General features: G+C 49.6%; 19 protein-coding genes and 1 pseudogene. 16 read left to right on the plus strand and 4 right to left on the minus strand.

Annotated elements, in window-relative coordinates; translation table 11 throughout:
* Positions 1 to 64: 64 nt before the first annotated feature.
* Positions 65 to 472 carry a helix-turn-helix domain-containing protein gene (locus FDX24_RS15915; RefSeq protein WP_137346199.1) on the minus strand — a complete coding sequence of 136 codons (408 nt, stop codon included), beginning with the start codon at positions 470 to 472 and terminating at the stop codon, positions 65 to 67.
* A gap of 78 nt (positions 473 to 550) precedes the next feature.
* Between FDX24_RS15915 and FDX24_RS15920 the strand changes: the two genes are divergently transcribed.
* The 14 genes and pseudogenes from FDX24_RS15920 (at position 551) to FDX24_RS23480 (ending at position 8,687) form a co-directional block, all read left to right on the plus strand.
* Positions 551 to 790: a Cro/CI family transcriptional regulator gene (locus FDX24_RS15920; protein WP_137346198.1), complete on the plus strand. Its 240-nt coding sequence runs from the start codon at positions 551 to 553 to the stop codon at positions 788 to 790.
* On the plus strand, positions 790 to 1,266 hold the full coding sequence (locus FDX24_RS15925; protein ID WP_137346197.1) for a toxin YdaT family protein: 477 nt from the start codon (positions 790 to 792) through the stop codon (positions 1,264 to 1,266). Before FDX24_RS15920 ends, FDX24_RS15925 begins: the two co-directional genes overlap by 1 nt.
* A gap of 12 nt (positions 1,267 to 1,278) precedes the next feature.
* On the plus strand, positions 1,279 to 1,521 hold the full coding sequence (locus FDX24_RS15930; protein WP_137346196.1) for a DUF4222 domain-containing protein: 243 nt from the start codon (positions 1,279 to 1,281) through the stop codon (positions 1,519 to 1,521).
* Positions 1,518 to 2,543: a DnaT-like ssDNA-binding domain-containing protein gene (locus tag FDX24_RS15935; RefSeq protein WP_137364590.1), complete on the plus strand. Its 1,026-nt coding sequence runs from the start codon at positions 1,518 to 1,520 to the stop codon at positions 2,541 to 2,543. The genes FDX24_RS15930 and FDX24_RS15935 overlap by 4 nt, the downstream gene beginning before the upstream one ends.
* Positions 2,527 to 2,982 carry a replication protein P gene (locus FDX24_RS15940; protein ID WP_137346194.1) on the plus strand — a complete coding sequence of 152 codons (456 nt, stop codon included), beginning with the start codon at positions 2,527 to 2,529 and terminating at the stop codon, positions 2,980 to 2,982. Before FDX24_RS15935 ends, FDX24_RS15940 begins: the two co-directional genes overlap by 17 nt.
* A gap of 13 nt (positions 2,983 to 2,995) precedes the next feature.
* Complete coding sequence (locus FDX24_RS15945) at positions 2,996 to 3,658, plus strand: DUF1627 domain-containing protein (RefSeq protein ID WP_137346193.1); 663 nt, start codon at positions 2,996 to 2,998, stop codon at positions 3,656 to 3,658.
* On the plus strand, positions 3,655 to 3,879 hold the full coding sequence (locus FDX24_RS15950) for a hypothetical protein (RefSeq protein WP_137346192.1): 225 nt from the start codon (positions 3,655 to 3,657) through the stop codon (positions 3,877 to 3,879). The genes FDX24_RS15945 and FDX24_RS15950 overlap by 4 nt, the downstream gene beginning before the upstream one ends.
* Entirely contained in the window at positions 3,876 to 4,088 is a 213-nt protein-coding gene (locus FDX24_RS15955; protein WP_246803275.1) for a hypothetical protein, read from the plus strand. Before FDX24_RS15950 ends, FDX24_RS15955 begins: the two co-directional genes overlap by 4 nt.
* Position 4,089: 1 nt before the next feature.
* A complete protein-coding gene (locus tag FDX24_RS15960) occupies positions 4,090 to 4,293 on the plus strand; it encodes a hypothetical protein (protein WP_061068285.1) in 204 nt (67 codons plus the stop codon).
* A 3-nt stretch (positions 4,294 to 4,296) separates the two neighbouring features.
* Positions 4,297 to 4,959 (plus strand): annotated as a pseudogene (locus FDX24_RS23870) (DUF550 domain-containing protein); the annotation flags it as partial.
* 346 nt (positions 4,960 to 5,305) lie between these two features.
* On the plus strand, positions 5,306 to 5,746 hold the full coding sequence (locus FDX24_RS15970) for a DUF2946 domain-containing protein (protein ID WP_252362823.1): 441 nt from the start codon (positions 5,306 to 5,308) through the stop codon (positions 5,744 to 5,746).
* 82 nt (positions 5,747 to 5,828) lie between these two features.
* On the plus strand, positions 5,829 to 7,907 hold the full coding sequence (locus FDX24_RS15975; protein WP_137364591.1) for a TonB-dependent copper receptor: 2,079 nt from the start codon (positions 5,829 to 5,831) through the stop codon (positions 7,905 to 7,907).
* Positions 7,908 to 8,238: 331 nt separating this feature from the next.
* Positions 8,239 to 8,406 (plus strand): hypothetical protein, encoded by a 168-nt coding sequence (locus FDX24_RS23730; protein ID WP_071524449.1) that lies wholly within the window; start codon positions 8,239 to 8,241, stop codon positions 8,404 to 8,406.
* 119 nt (positions 8,407 to 8,525) lie between these two features.
* Entirely contained in the window at positions 8,526 to 8,687 is a 162-nt protein-coding gene (locus FDX24_RS23480) for a hypothetical protein (RefSeq protein WP_170973077.1), read from the plus strand.
* 329 nt (positions 8,688 to 9,016) lie between these two features.
* On the opposite strand, the gene FDX24_RS15980 is transcribed toward FDX24_RS23480, so the two are convergent.
* Genes FDX24_RS15980 through FDX24_RS15990 form a run of 3 tightly spaced genes read right to left on the minus strand, consistent with a single transcriptional unit; the run spans position 9,017 to position 11,704 of the window.
* Entirely contained in the window at positions 9,017 to 9,955 is a 939-nt protein-coding gene (locus tag FDX24_RS15980) for an alpha/beta hydrolase (protein WP_137364592.1), read from the minus strand.
* Positions 9,956 to 9,993: 38 nt separating this feature from the next.
* A complete protein-coding gene (locus tag FDX24_RS15985; protein WP_137364593.1) occupies positions 9,994 to 10,749 on the minus strand; it encodes an SDR family oxidoreductase in 756 nt (251 codons plus the stop codon).
* Between the two features lie 46 nt (positions 10,750 to 10,795).
* Positions 10,796 to 11,704 (minus strand): alpha/beta hydrolase, encoded by a 909-nt coding sequence (locus FDX24_RS15990; RefSeq protein ID WP_212732652.1) that lies wholly within the window; start codon positions 11,702 to 11,704, stop codon positions 10,796 to 10,798.
* Between the two features lie 114 nt (positions 11,705 to 11,818).
* Here FDX24_RS15990 and FDX24_RS15995 point away from each other — a divergent pair, with 114 nt between their 5' ends.
* Both FDX24_RS15995 and FDX24_RS16000 read left to right on the plus strand, forming a co-directional pair.
* Positions 11,819 to 12,709, plus strand: coding sequence for a LysR family transcriptional regulator (locus tag FDX24_RS15995; RefSeq protein ID WP_137364594.1), 891 nt, complete (start codon positions 11,819 to 11,821; stop codon positions 12,707 to 12,709).
* Positions 12,710 to 12,934: 225 nt separating this feature from the next.
* Entirely contained in the window at positions 12,935 to 13,816 is an 882-nt protein-coding gene (locus FDX24_RS16000; RefSeq protein WP_137364595.1) for a hypothetical protein, read from the plus strand.
* Positions 13,817 to 13,986: the final 170 nt, after the last annotated feature.

Here is a 13,986-nt window from a genome sequence, read left to right on the forward strand (position 1 = left end):
GAAAAGAATCTCAACATTATGAAAATGAAGAGAAATTATTTTTTAAATCAAAGTGCAGCTTGAACTACGATTGGTTGGTGCGTTTCCTTGCTTCGAGCAGCTCGTTAAATAACCGATTGAAATTATCCACGCGCGCCCGAAGGCTTTGAATCTGAGCCTGCTGCTCCGATTCAGGAAGAGAGCGGTAAAGTTGTAACAACTCAAGCTCTTCTTCAGTCATCTGTGATTGAGTTCCTGGCGGCAGAGGTGGTTCAGGAGATTTATCCTCATCACCGAATAAGATCCATGTAGGCGAGCATTGCAGAATTTCTGCTAGCTTGTGCAGGTTCTCGCCACGCGGGGCAGTAGTGTCACTTTCCCACAGCGAAATTGAGGAATCAGAAACCCCTGCAGCTTTACTCAGCTTGTTTTGGCTCAAGCCGATCTGCTTGCGTCTCTGTCGAATTCTTTGGCCTAACGTCATCTCACTCATATTTAGTTATCTTAATATTTCTTGACCTGAGTTTCCTTGCGTGACTATCATTGAGAAAACTCAGGATTGGAGATAAGAATGTTGAAGTCCGCAGCAATTAAACACTTTGGAACCCGCTCCCGTATTGCGGCTATTGCTGGTATCGACCCTTCCGCTGTCAGCCAGTGGAAAGAACTTGTTCCCGAGCGCTGTGCTCAGCGTCTCGCTGATGCCTCAAATGGCGCACTCATCTACGACAAAGACGTTTATGACCGTTACCGCCAGGCCAAACGCCTTGGTAAACAGAATACCTGCACGACCAAGAAGGAATCTGATTGATGAAAATCAACGAGATTAAATTGCTGGCCATCGAGCTGGAAGAGTGGGCGATGAAGGATGGCAGGAAAGGGGGCTGGAAAAAGATTGTCCCACTGATTACCTCGCATCACTACGGTGATTTGCTGGATAGCCTGGCAGATATCGTGGACCCGTCAGAGTATGCGCGCCGCCTGCACAACAACACGCAGATCATCCAGCGGGCATTTCGAAATGACACGCCGAACTATCGTGGCCAGGCAGCTGCGCTGGCGCCAGCAATCAAAGCTGCGATGGATGCAGAGCTGGCTGGTCAGCATGACTTACATAACCTGGTGGCCATTGCTAACCGCGAGTGCATCGAGGCGACCAGTGCAGTGCTGACTGGTAAGCCAATGCAGGTAATCCGCAAAGAAACGGCAGAAGCAATTCAGGCACTGGCCGATCTCATCCCCGGCGTCAGCATCCAGTTTAACCATATTGGTCCGCGCGCGGCGTAACAGGAGGCTCCCATGCTTGCCCAGGAATTAGTAGACCGCATGAAAAATGCGATGAAGCACAAAGTACCGGCGGAGACAGTCGATCGCAGCGCTGAACTGATTCCGGGGATGAAATACCGCAACGAACGCGGACGCATGGTGACGGTAATGAGAGTTTCTCATCTTCGGGTTATGTACCGATACGAAGGCTATCAGGACATCTGCGAGACCAGCCGCAGAGAGTTTGATTTGAAATTTAAGAAGGTGCAGCAATGAGTCTTGATGCCATGCGCTGGGCTAAGAAAGCTAAAACGGGTCGATCGTCTGCCAAGTCAGTTCTGACCTGGATGGCGGACATGTGCGGCGCAGACTTTACGACATACCCATCAATTGCGGCGCTGGCCGAGGCTACAGAACTGGATAAAAAAACCGTCCAGGCCAGCCTGCAGCATTTGGTGGAAAACGGTTTTATCCAGGATACCGGAGAGCGCCGCGGACGCACAAAGCAAATCCCCGTTTACAAGCTGGTGGGCGTTGAGGAAAGCATCGAAGACGCAGAACGAACCCAAAAACGGGAACATTACCAAAAACGGGATACTTTAAAGAAACCCAAAAACGGGAAGGTTAAACCAAACGACCCCAAAAACGGGTGCATTGAAAGCGGTGAAACGATCCCGTTTTTTCCGTCAAACGATCCCAAAAACGGGATACGGAATCCCTCAGAGGAATCTAAAGACTTAAACCCCACACATAACACGCGAGGGGGAGAGGTCGAACCAGTTAATAACAACCCGGTTCCTGAATACCCTGGACAGCCTGGTATGAATTTTCCCGCCGGAGAGTCATTTGGGAAGGTCCCAATGACCATTGACTGGGAACCGTCGGCTGACTTTCGCCAGCGTGTTGGATTCTGGGGCATAACGATCCCGGATGGACTGAACCTCAGAGCCGAGCTGAACAGTTTCATTGCCTACTGGCAGCCAGAGAACAAAGTTTTTTACCAGTCGCAGTGGGAGCAGAAATTTGCGCGCCACCTGCAACAGGCCAAACCCACTAAACCGCGAGGTAACTCACATGCAGGACTGGATCCAAACTCCACAGCAAACGCAGCTGTACAGCGAGCACGCGCAGCACGCGCTGCACAACTCCGCGCTCGAGGAGAAGGCGTGGAAGTTCTGGGTTCTCATGCTGGAAATTTACTCCAGCCGGTGGGAAACCAAAAACGGATCGGCTCCGTCGGACCTATGGATTGCACAGATTGGGAATTTGACCAGCGACCGGATGACGAGCGTCTGTAACGCGATGGTTGCTCGCTGTGCGGCGGGTAATTCATGGCCACCTGACCTGGCTGAGTTCGTGACGCTGGTGGCTGACTGTGACGGCGGGAAGCTTGGACTGAAGGTTTCGGACGTTATGGCGGAATACAGGAACTGGCGCAACGAATCTTACCGTTACGCCAGCACTGAGGAATATTTCATTGGCCGCAAATGTAATCCGGTCCTGTACCAGATTTGCACTGAACTTCGCCGAACTGGTGTTGAGCGACAAATGACCCAACCCGAGCTGGAGAGACTGGCAGCGGACCAACTGGCGAAGTGGGAAAAACACCTGGAGGATGGCAAGGCGATCCCTCCGGTAAGAAAACAGATTGCGGCGCCGCGCCATCCGGCAGGACCGACACCCGCGCAGCAGCTGCTTGAAGAATACAAACGCCGTAAAGCGGCTGGCTTAATTTAACCTGGAGAATTTTATGGAAACCATTTTAGACGTACTGAAAGCGATGGAAAAAGCGACTGCCCGTGAAATTGCGGCGCGCATGAAAATTGAGCCGGCGGCCGTGATCGGGATGCTGCGTGAACACGAAGAACGTCACGAGGTTGTTCAGGCTAACGGGTACTGGAAAGTTGCCACAGGGGAAGTTAAATCACAGCCTAACGCGATCAGTTCTGTCAGCAAAGCGCCGGCAAGTGTATCAGTCAGCGACGTCATCGCATTACTGGCGGAACATGGACCACAGACGTCCCTTGAGCTGGCAACACTGGCAGGTATTGAGTCAAAACGTGTGGCGCCAATCCTGACTCACCACATAACAAAAGGGCGGATCATCCGCGAAAAAGTAGGCAGCAAGTTTGTTTATTCGGTGCCGGCCACTGCGTCAGTGAAAAACAAAAGCTCTGCACCACGGGAACCGGAAGCATCAACACCACTGGTACCAGAAAAATCTGTCACTGAAATTGTTGAGGAAATCCCCGCTTTCGTCAGCCGTCCTGATGATCTGCTGATCCCAACGGTACGCGGTATCTCAAGTGAAATTCGGCGCACAAAAGCGAAGCTGGCTAACCTGGAAAAACTTCGTGAAGCCGTTCGCAGCATTCGCAAACACGGCGCGCTGATGCAGGAGCTGGCGCAATGAAACAGTCTGAGTTACCGCGCTGTCCGACCTGCGGAAATATGCCCGAATACGCGCTAAAGCCTAACCATATGGGATGGGTATGGGGTGGATTGAAATGTCCGTATGACCATTACCGCGTGAATTTGGATGGTCCAGCCGGTAGCCGCGTGCAGGCAGAAAAAAAGCTGGCGCCACAGTGGATTGAACTGGTCGAGAAAGCTAATCAGGAGAAATCAGCGTGAAACCAACCTACGAAGAACTGACAGTACAGCTCGCTAACGCCGAGAGCAAGTGCAGGGAGCTGGCGGCGTTAGGTGTAAGATTACCTAATCTTCCAGTACTTGGCTCTACTGCTGAGTGGTACGAGGGATTTGCTGCTGGTGCATCCAGCATGAGAAATGAATGCGCAAATGCAATCCGCGCCGCTGGCATTGGTCTGAAGGGGGAATGAGATGGCAAAGTCACCAATGAAACTCATGCTGCGGGCATGGAACAAAGAGCTTAAAAATCCAGAATGGGGCATGGGCAATAGTAAACACCGCAAAGCCTGCGCTCGTGATTTTGCCGGAGCCAGCATAGAAACCGATGCTGATATCCCTAATCAGACCGAGGCAGATGACCGCCTGGCAGAAGAACTTACTTACTGGACGGACTAACCCATGACAACTAACAAACTACCTGAATGGCGCAAGTCGCTAAACGAGGCTGTAGAAAACTATCAATCCACACGCGCCTGGTATGAAGAAAATCAGGACAGCCCATCAGCCGAGCAGGATATGGACGCGGCGGCGGGTGAGATTGCAAAGTTGATAAAACAGTATGGGGTGCTCATCGTTTTAAATTTGCTGGATGAGATAGACGAGCTACAGGAACGCCGCAAGGCTGATAGCGAGCCAGTGGGGTGGACTGACGAAGAAGAGCTGCGTGACGTTGAAAAGGACGGTTGCGGCTACTTGTTTAAAGCTAACCCCATCTCACCAAATTCTGACCCTCGGCGCGTAATTAAGTTATATCGCCACGCGCAGCCAGTACAGGAACGCGAACAAATACGCCGTGAGCATGCAGTATGGTCACAGGCTACTTTCGGCGATGTCGGTCCAGTTGGTCCGCTGAAGCACCTTTCCAAAGAAGCGCTCGAGGCTGCTGCTGAACCAGGCGACCTTAGCGAATGGGCTGACATGCAATTCCTGTTATGGGATGCGCAACGTCATGCTGGTATCAGTGACAAGCAGATTACCCTGGCGATGGAAGAAAAGTTGGCAGTGAATATGGCGCGCCATTGGCCGGAGCCGAAAGACGGAGAACCACGGCTGCACATCAAAGCGGATCAACAGCAGGAGCACAAGTGATGGGTCAGCTACTGCAATAGGCCACCAACAGGGTTATCGAGCTGGAAAACCTCCCGCTGGCTGATGTTCCTGAAACCGTCAGGCCAGCGGAAGTCAGCATATGTTTAAGCTATTAAGCTTCAATACAACGTGATGGCAGCAATATTCGCTATGTAATTGCAAATATTTCGAAAGTGATTCTTGTTCTTCCACTCTAATAGCACATAATCCTACACCATCCAGATAATAAGAATACTTATCGTTCCTATTCAGTTTTTTGTGACACTCAAAGATTAAATCAGATACACTTTCGGCAGATAAATTAATAGCTGGAAACATTTTGCAAGGGCGCATACGAACTAATCACATAGCCGCATGGCTGGCGCTGATTGCTGTCGCCATGCTGTTCGTTGCACCGGCCATCTCCATAACGATAGCCCACCGGACAGGTTGTCAGCACATCACGCATGCTATGCCAGGGACCATGTCAGGGATACACCATGACATGGCGATGTCTGCGGTCTGTGAACCGTCTTCGCTGATGGATCAGCAGATGATGTCTGGTAAGGCAATGTCTCCGATGGAAGAGATTGCCTGTGGTTATTGTCAGCTACTTGTACAACTGCCGTTTATCCAGTTTGCGCTTGTAGTTTTGTTGTGGTTACTCCTGCTTTTTGTCCTTCGCTTCTCATTAATTCCGCTTAACTGCGTCACGCTCTTTCAACCTTGGGCACCACAGCGTGCTCGTGCCCCGCCTGCTGTATTTCAGTCTTTGTTTTAAACAACAAAACAGTAAGTCAGTAACGTCATGCTCATTTTTTAAGGGCAGATTTTGTTACGCCTGAAAAACAGTAAGGTACTTTATGAAACCCCATTATTTTGTACGTACGCCACTTGCTTCTCTTGTCCTGCTGGCGTTGATGTCAGACGCTACTTTTGCAGAAGAAAAGCACGACCATTCTCAGATTGAGAATGATTCTGTGATGATTGTAACTGCGCCAGTTTCCACTCCGCTCGAAATTGTTACCTCGCCCAAAATACCCCGTCAGCCAGTTCCTGCAAGCGACGGCTCGGATTATCTGAAAACTATTCCTGGGTTCTCACAGATACGTAACGGTGGAACCAACGGTGATCCTGTGTTTCGTGGCATGTTTGGCTCTCGTCTGAGAATTCTGACTGATAATGGTGAAATGCTTGGTGCTTGCCCGGCACGCATGGATGCACCAAGCTCCTATATTTCTCCTGAAAGCTTTGATGTATTAACTCTGATAAAAGGCCCACAAACGGTGCTCTGGGGGCCTGGAAACTCGGCGGGAACTATCCGTTTTGATCGTGAACAGCCACGCTTTGAAAAGGCGGGGGGGCAGGGTACTGCCAGTCTTCTTGCTGCGTCAAACAATCGCTGGGATGAAAATGCTGATGTCAGTCTGGGCGGTGAGGAGGGATATCTTCGCCTCATTGGCAATAAGTCACGTTCGGATGACTACAAGGATGGAAATGGAGACCGCGTGCCCTCCAGATGGGATAAGTGGAATGGCGATATGGCTATAGGCTGGACACCAGACAAAGACACACTTCTCGAGCTTACTGCAGGTAAAGGCGATGGTGAAGCACGGTATGCTGGTCGCGGTATGGATGGTTCGCAGTTTAAGAGGGAAAGCTTAGGAATGCGCTTTGAAAAATCCGGTATTGGCGAGGTATTCGATAAGTTTGAGGCAAATGTATATTACAACTATGCAGATCATATTATGGATAACTATTCCCTGCGCTCTCCGGGCAGTAGTATGTCGGGGGGGATGTCAGGTGATGAGATGGAAGATGCTATGGGTTCCTCAATGGACTTAGCAATGGACTCAGCCTCTTCGATGAATATGAGTATGCCAATGGCGATGGAGGTTGACCGTCGCACTGTTGGTGGAAGAATGATGGGAACCTTCCTTTTCTCAGATTTTGAGCTTCGCAGTGGTGCAGATACACAACTTAGTACACACCGTAATAAAATTGATGATCGCTGGAATAAAGACGCCCGTTTCCACGATTACGGTCTTTTCAGCGAACTGACCTGGAGTGTAACAGAGCAGAACAAGGTGAAGGGGGGCGCACGTCTCGATCGCGTTCTGGTTGATAATTACACTGATGTGGGTTCAGCAAAACGGACTGATACATTGCCGGCCGGTTTTGTTCGCTTCGAACATAATATGGCTGACATACCGGTTATGTTTTATGCAGGGATAGGCTACACGGAGCGTTTCCCCGATTACTGGGAGCTTTTTTCGCCGACTTATGGGCCTGGAGGTTCTGGCGATGCCTTCGATAAACTCAAAACGGAAAAAACAACTCAGATTGATATAGGCGCTCAGTACAACGGTGAACGTATAAACACTTGGGTATCCGCCTATATTGGTCGTGTAAATGATTTTATTCTGTTCCGCTATGATCCTGATAATGCTTCTATCAGCCAGGTTGATAACGTCAATGCAACCATTATGGGGGGAGAGGCAGGTATTGCGTATAAATGGTCAGACTCATGGAAAACGGATGCCAGCCTTGCTTATTCCTGGGGGGAAAATACATCCAACCATCAGCCTTTACCACAGACGCCACCGCTTGAAGTCCGTCTGGGGCTGACCTGGGAACAGGGCGACTGGAGCAGTGCTGGCCTTTTGCGTCTTGTTAGCAGTCAGAACCGTGTTGCTATTAACGAAGGCAACGTCGTTGGTAAAGATTTTAATAGTAGTCCTGGTTTTGCTGTGTTTTCGGCGAATGCTGCATACAAAGTTAATAAGTACGTTAAAATTAGCGCCGGCGTTGATAACTTGTTTGATAAAACGTACAGCGAACACCTGAATCTTGCTGGAAACAGCAGTTTCGGTTATTCAGCAAACTCATCAGTTAATGAATCAGGCAGAACCTTTTGGGGTAAAATTAATCTCACTTTTTAATGACATTTTTGCATGGCAGTAAAAGTGCTACTTATTTTTTTGCCTTGATAACTATATGTACTGCTCCAGCGTTTATCGGAGCAGTATATTATTGACTAGGACTTCCGTAGTGTGAAGTATGCGAAAGGCTAGTCGGTAGCCTGTTGCGGTAAAGTGGTTTCGCAGCTCTTCGCTGAAGCTCTGGTGCGTGCTAATTTGCCGGCGCTTTGTCAGCAGAAACAAATAGCGGCTTAATAAAACATTGCTAATTCAACCCGCTACGGCGGGTTTTCTTTTTCGCTTCATCAATTCCTGCTACGATTCCCTGTCTTTTACTGATGGGGATAGGGATATGAAGAAAGTTCTTGTTGTTTTATTGGTGTCACTTTTCTCACTGACAGCAACGGCAGCAAACAAGCCATGCTCAGGTAAGAAAGGCGGAATATCGCATTGTTCGGGTGAAAAGTTTGTTTGCAATGATGGCTCTATCAGCAAGTCTAAGAAGGTTTGTCAGAAATAGTTATTAATAAATAGCACTCGCCATCAAAATCAAACCCGCTTCGGCGGGTTTTTCACTCTCTAACGGATATGTTATTTTCATGCAATAAGAGCGATTAGTAAGATGCTGCTGGGGAGAACATGGATTCAACGGACGACGAAGAGAAACGCATAGAATTTGAAAAATTCATCATTGAAAGGTTTGGTGATACGGTTGACCTTCGCAGGGCGAAGCATGGCAATAACGGATATATTTCATGGGAAGCGGCGGTTGCTTGGGTTGTCTGGCAGGAGCGCTCATAGCACCATGAAACAACGTCTACCTCTAGCGGGCGCTGATTTATTATGGCGCTGCCCGGAGCGTCCCGTCATTCACTATGGACTCCCACTTGGCAACGTCGTTTTAGAATTTGATTTTGGTCCGCTATGAGCTGTGAGTTCAACTGATGGACGCAACACACTTATTGAACCGCTCTGCAGGATGGCTCGACACCTGGATTATTATTCCAGAGATTAGCGCTGGCTTTTTTCTCGCTTTCAGGCAGCAGAATGAGGCCAATTTTTAACACCCGACCATGGCTTGCACGGCCGGGTAATGGCTAAGAATGCGCGTAAACAAAAGGTTATGCCACTTATGTGCCTAAATGTTTATTAAAGAATGGAATAATCTCCGATAGCGCTTGTGCCGTCGCTTCCGGACGATCATACAGATCATAGTGAGATACCCCTTTCACAACCTGCAGCGTCTTCTCAACGGAGCGCGCGCGCTGATAAAGTTCATAACCGTCGCGATAAGAACCAAAACCACCAGGAACATCGCCAATAACAATATGTAATGGTTGTATCAGTAGCTTTTCCGTAAAGGCAAAAGCATCCCAGTTTAAGGCCGGTGCGGTGCTGGTAAGTCGCAGTTTGTTAGGCGAGCCTGGCTTTTGCCCGCGCGGGGTCGTGTAGTAATCAACGGCCTCAATGAGGTCGATATCGTTGATGTTCGCATTCGCCAACGCTTCTGCATTGTCAGGAATATAACCGACAACAAGAGCAGCGGCTCCCCGAGCTTCAGCAGTACGCTGTTTACCCAGCGCGTCAATCGTTCTGAGCGCGGCATCCGGACTGGAATCCCCTTCACGCATAATGCGCCCATAATTGGCGGCAACCACAGTGGCAACGGCTTTGAAACGGTGATCAATGGTAGCGGCGCTAACGGCATATCCACCGCCGCCACAAACGCCTAAAACCCCAATACGATCTTCATCCACGTAGGCTAAAGTCACCAGATAGTCTATCGCGCAGCGAAAGTCTTCCACGCGGATGGATGGATTTTCGCTAAAGCGTGGCTCACCCCCGCTTTCACCCTGGGTAGAGGCATCGAAAGCAAGAGTAATAAATCCAGCTTCAGTTAGCTTCTGGCCGTAGACTGCGCCAGATGTCTGTTCTTTACAACTGCTGATAGGATGGGCGCAAACAATCGCCGGGTATTTCTGGTTGGCATCAAATCCCTCAGGTAAGCGGAGAGTGGCGGCAACTTGCCAGCTGTTGTGCCGGAATGAAACGAGTTGTTCATGAGACATAGCAGGAGTTCCTCAAGTTAATGGCGACGTTCTGAGCATTAATGCGGGACGTTAATGTAAGGATAGACGGGTGACTTAAGCATCAACTGGCGGTCGGCATTGACGATGCCCACCGTACTGTCGCTGTCAAACAGTTGCCATGTGTATTCCGCCAGCTTTTCCGCGGTAATAAATGAGTCCTCGGCAAACAATCCATCGCCACTGATGCCACTATTGTCTGAAGAATGAGCAACGAATTCACTCTGTGTTGGACCTGGCGCGATCACTTTTGCCCGCATTTTTTTGCCCTGGTCACGCAGATTCTGTGCCAGCCCCTCGGAAAATACGGCGACAAAGAACTTAGTCGCGCAGTAGGTAACGGCGATATCAAAGAGTGAATAACCGCCGACAGATGACACATTAATCAGCGTCGCCTCCCGATCGGCATAATCCCGTGTATACAGAAGGGAGAGTGTGGTCAGGGCCTTAACATTTAAATCCAGCATCCGGGTCGCTTTCGCTAAATCGATATCCCAGGGCATGGAGAAATCGCCAAACCCCGCATTATTGATAAGCATAACGAGATCGAAATCAGCCAACTGGCGATACAGGTGTTCTGCCTGGCCTTCCTGCGCCAGATCGCACGGTTTTGCGATGACCTGCACCGCATACCGGCTTTCAATATCCTGTTTAAGTTTCTGCAACTCGTCCTCGCGTCGGGCAGTGAGAATCAGGTTGTAGCCGCGGGAAGCGAACTGATAACTAAGGGCTTTGCCGATGCCTGAACTGGCGCCGGTGATAAGGGTATATTTCATGATGTCGTTCTCTGGTCAGTGGTAGCCCGGTGGGCAAGGCGTGGGTCTACAGGTGTTCTGCGAAGAAAGAGACAAATTTGCCTGCTGCTTCCGACACATATTCAGGCTGGTCATACATGGCGATATGGGTAGCACCATTAACGATATGCAGGTTTTTATTTTGGCTTGCGGCTCGCTGATAAATCTCTTCCGTCATCCAGCGCGTTCCCGCTTCGCTGCCCGCAATTACCAGCATGGGCTGAGTCAAAAAAATATTGGCGAGGTTGAAGGCATCGTAGGTAACCAGCTGCGCAAGGCTGCGGGTGGTGAGCCGACTCGGCGAATTGCGATGCATTGCCCGTGGCGTTCGGTAGTACTCATAAGCTTCTGCAAAATCTCTGTTTGGCGCCTCCGCCATGGAGTTTGGGGTGGTGGGCAGATAGCCAGTGGCTGCGCCTTTTGCCTCCGCAGTACGTTGTTCCGCAGCCATTTGCAGAAGTTCAAGGGATGATGCAGGCTGTTGATTGCCTTCCCATCCCTGGCGATACATGTCGCCATAGTTAACGGCGCTGACGGTGCCAAGTGCTTTAATTCGACGATCCAGCATGGTGGCGTGAATGGCATAGCCGCCGCCGGCGCAGATGCCAACGACACCGATTCGCTGATCATCGACGCAGTGCTGAGCCACCAGATAGTCTATAGCTGCGCTGATATCTTCCACCCGGTGGTATGGGTTTTCAAGCTGACGAGGTTCCCCGCTGCTTTCACCCTGATAAGCGGCATCAAACGCCAGGGTAATGTAGCCATGACGCGCCAGCTCTTCAGCATACAGGCCTGACGTTTGTTCTTTAACGCCGCCGCTCGGGTGAACGACCACAATAGCTGGATAGCATGCGGATTCGTTAAAATTCTCGGGCAGGAATAGATTCCCCGCCATGGTGATTTCGGCATTGGTAAATCGAATGGATTTCATCATTTTCTTCTCCTGGAGTCGACGTGTGTTGTGTCGGTGAGATGATGATAGAACTGGACAGTTCATTTGATTAGTTAGGATAATCTGATGTCAGTTATTAGCGTGGCTTATTAATCAATGAAAGAGAATCTTAACGACCTGATCACTTTCCTGACGGTTATTCAGGAGGGAAGTTTCACGCGGGCGGCAGTGAAATCAGGGACATCACAGTCGGCGGTGAGTCAGACTATCGGGAACCTTGAAGCGCGTCTGCAACTAAAATTACTCAACCGCACGACGCGGAGCCTGACTCTTACGGAGGCGGGAGAGCGTCTGGCACAGTTGATTGGCCCGGCTATCGAAGAAATTTCTAGCGGTCTTGATCAGCTTGCTGACTTGCGGGATAAACCCGCGGGAAAAATACGTATATCCGCCGATGAATACGCTATCCAGCAGGTTCTGTGGCCGAAACTGGCGCCGGTTTTGAAGAACTATCCTGATATTCACCTGGAACTGATCACGGATTATGGCCTGGTTGATATCGCCAAAGAGCGTTTTGATGCCGGCGTACGGCGAGGTGGCCTGATAGCCCAGGATATGGTGGCCATTCCGATTAGCGCGGAACACCGTATGGTGGTCGTAGCCTCGCCTCAGTGTCTGCAGGAACAGGATTTCCCGACAACTCCCGCACAATTGCTGACGCTGCCGTGTATCAATTTACAGTTACCCACTCATGGTCAGAATTTGCCGTGGACGTTTTTAATTAATGGGCAAGAGCAAAAGTTGCGCGTTCAGGGGCAGGTTATCGTTAACGGCATCAATCAGGTTCATCAGGCATCTCTTGACGGTTACGGGCTGGCCTATGTTCCGCAGGCATTAGTGCAGGATGATATCGACTCAGGCCGACTGCTCACCGTTCTAGACGACTTTACTATCACTTTCCCGGGGTATTATCTGTATTACACCAGTCGGCTGAAATCCTCGGCTGCGTTTAATATCATTGTTGAAGCGCTGAGAATGCCCGCATGACCAACGTTCAGCAACTCGTCCACGGCAGCAACGTAGCGGACAGCAAGTATGGCCATAAAGTCCGCAGTGAGCGAACAGCGGACGTTATTGTACAAAGCATATAGCCAGATTACAGTGAAGCTACTGATTGACAAGTGAGCCAAACCAGACAAGCAGCCAATGAAACAAAACTTCGCCAACGTAACCAAATCTGGATAACTGATCGGTTCATGAGGACAACAAATAATGTCATTCAATAATAAAAAACTGTTAATTACTCTCTTATCCCTCTGCACATTTCAGACTTCTGCAGCACAATGCACTGCGGAAACCTTCGCAAAAAACAAACTGAACAACTTCATCCTTCTGAGCGAGCCGACAAGAACTGAAATTCCCAAATCTGTATCAATCACTATTGATAGTCCTGACGGGTATCTCCGCACATCGGTTCAAAGCAACTTCAGTCAATGCGGTGAATTAATTGGCGGCCGTATGAAAGAGGTCAAAACCTCAACAGGCCAGAAAGCAGTTTTCACGGCAACCTCTGAAATTCAGTTGAATAAAACGGAATTTGGCTGGCGCATCCAGGTGGACTCAAACGGCGTCATAGCCGATAAAAACAGTCAGAAAACCACGCAGGCATATCGGCAGACTCTTGAGGGAATGTACCTGCTTAACGATAAAGGAATTATCAACCGTGCAGTTAATCGTTCGGTTATCGCGGCCACAAAACCAGAAGATAAAGACAAAACCGTAGTGGGCACAATCGACTACGCCTTCAATTCATCAGGATTACTGGCAAGCGCGACAAGCAAAGGAAGTATGGCGATAGATAATAATACGATTGTATATAGTTATGATGGCAATCATCGCCTGATCAAAACCCAATCACCCTCAACCATAGAGGAGTATGGCTATGATAACGAGGGCCGTGAGTTGACCCTGAGCAAGACCCAGACGTATTTCACCATCGAAAAAAATCTGACCACCTGCGAGGAGTGGAACTCACATGGAGAATGCACACACGCCAATATAGATATTACAATCACCCCAACTGATCGGACAGGTAAACAGTATGTGGACAAACATAACGCAGTAATGACGGCGAAATATGAATACTGGAACTGACCATTTGTAAGTATCCCTGCAAAACGAACCATCAACTCTCAGGGAGTCTCTGGCACTCCAACTTCCGCTCCTGGCACGATGGGGACCTTCGCAAACAGGACACCCTCGATCTCACCAAAATGGTCAAGCTTCACCTCTTTAATAGAAATATGGCTACTACCCATCGTGTT

The sequence above is a fragment of the Citrobacter sp. wls716 genome (genome assembly GCF_005280975.1).
Classification (GTDB): domain Bacteria; phylum Pseudomonadota; class Gammaproteobacteria; order Enterobacterales; family Enterobacteriaceae; genus Citrobacter; species Citrobacter youngae.

Bases quoted from the DNA above. Each gene is read 5' to 3' on its own strand.
- FDX24_RS15915 (WP_137346199.1), bottom strand. From the start codon at position 472: ATGAGTGAGATGACGTTAGGCCAAAGAATTCGACAGAGACGCAAGCAG.
- FDX24_RS15920 (WP_137346198.1), top strand. From the start codon at position 551: ATGTTGAAGTCCGCAGCAATTAAACACTTTGGAACCCGCTCCCGTATT.
- FDX24_RS15925 (WP_137346197.1), top strand. From the start codon at position 790: ATGAAAATCAACGAGATTAAATTGCTGGCCATCGAGCTGGAAGAGTGG.
- FDX24_RS15930 (WP_137346196.1), top strand. From the start codon at position 1,279: ATGCTTGCCCAGGAATTAGTAGACCGCATGAAAAATGCGATGAAGCAC.
- FDX24_RS15935 (WP_137364590.1), top strand. From the start codon at position 1,518: ATGAGTCTTGATGCCATGCGCTGGGCTAAGAAAGCTAAAACGGGTCGA.
- FDX24_RS15940 (WP_137346194.1), top strand. From the start codon at position 2,527: ATGACGAGCGTCTGTAACGCGATGGTTGCTCGCTGTGCGGCGGGTAAT.
- FDX24_RS15945 (WP_137346193.1), top strand. From the start codon at position 2,996: ATGGAAACCATTTTAGACGTACTGAAAGCGATGGAAAAAGCGACTGCC.
- FDX24_RS15950 (WP_137346192.1), top strand. From the start codon at position 3,655: ATGAAACAGTCTGAGTTACCGCGCTGTCCGACCTGCGGAAATATGCCC.
- FDX24_RS15960 (WP_061068285.1), top strand. From the start codon at position 4,090: ATGGCAAAGTCACCAATGAAACTCATGCTGCGGGCATGGAACAAAGAG.
- FDX24_RS15975 (WP_137364591.1), top strand. From the start codon at position 5,829: ATGAAACCCCATTATTTTGTACGTACGCCACTTGCTTCTCTTGTCCTG.
- FDX24_RS23730 (WP_071524449.1), top strand. From the start codon at position 8,239: ATGAAGAAAGTTCTTGTTGTTTTATTGGTGTCACTTTTCTCACTGACA.
- FDX24_RS23480 (WP_170973077.1), top strand. From the start codon at position 8,526: ATGGATTCAACGGACGACGAAGAGAAACGCATAGAATTTGAAAAATTC.
- FDX24_RS15980 (WP_137364592.1), bottom strand. From the start codon at position 9,955: ATGTCTCATGAACAACTCGTTTCATTCCGGCACAACAGCTGGCAAGTT.
- FDX24_RS15985 (WP_137364593.1), bottom strand. From the start codon at position 10,749: ATGAAATATACCCTTATCACCGGCGCCAGTTCAGGCATCGGCAAAGCC.
- FDX24_RS15990 (WP_212732652.1), bottom strand. From the start codon at position 11,704: ATGATGAAATCCATTCGATTTACCAATGCCGAAATCACCATGGCGGGG.
- FDX24_RS15995 (WP_137364594.1), top strand. From the start codon at position 11,819: ATGAAAGAGAATCTTAACGACCTGATCACTTTCCTGACGGTTATTCAG.
- FDX24_RS16000 (WP_137364595.1), top strand. From the start codon at position 12,935: ATGTCATTCAATAATAAAAAACTGTTAATTACTCTCTTATCCCTCTGC.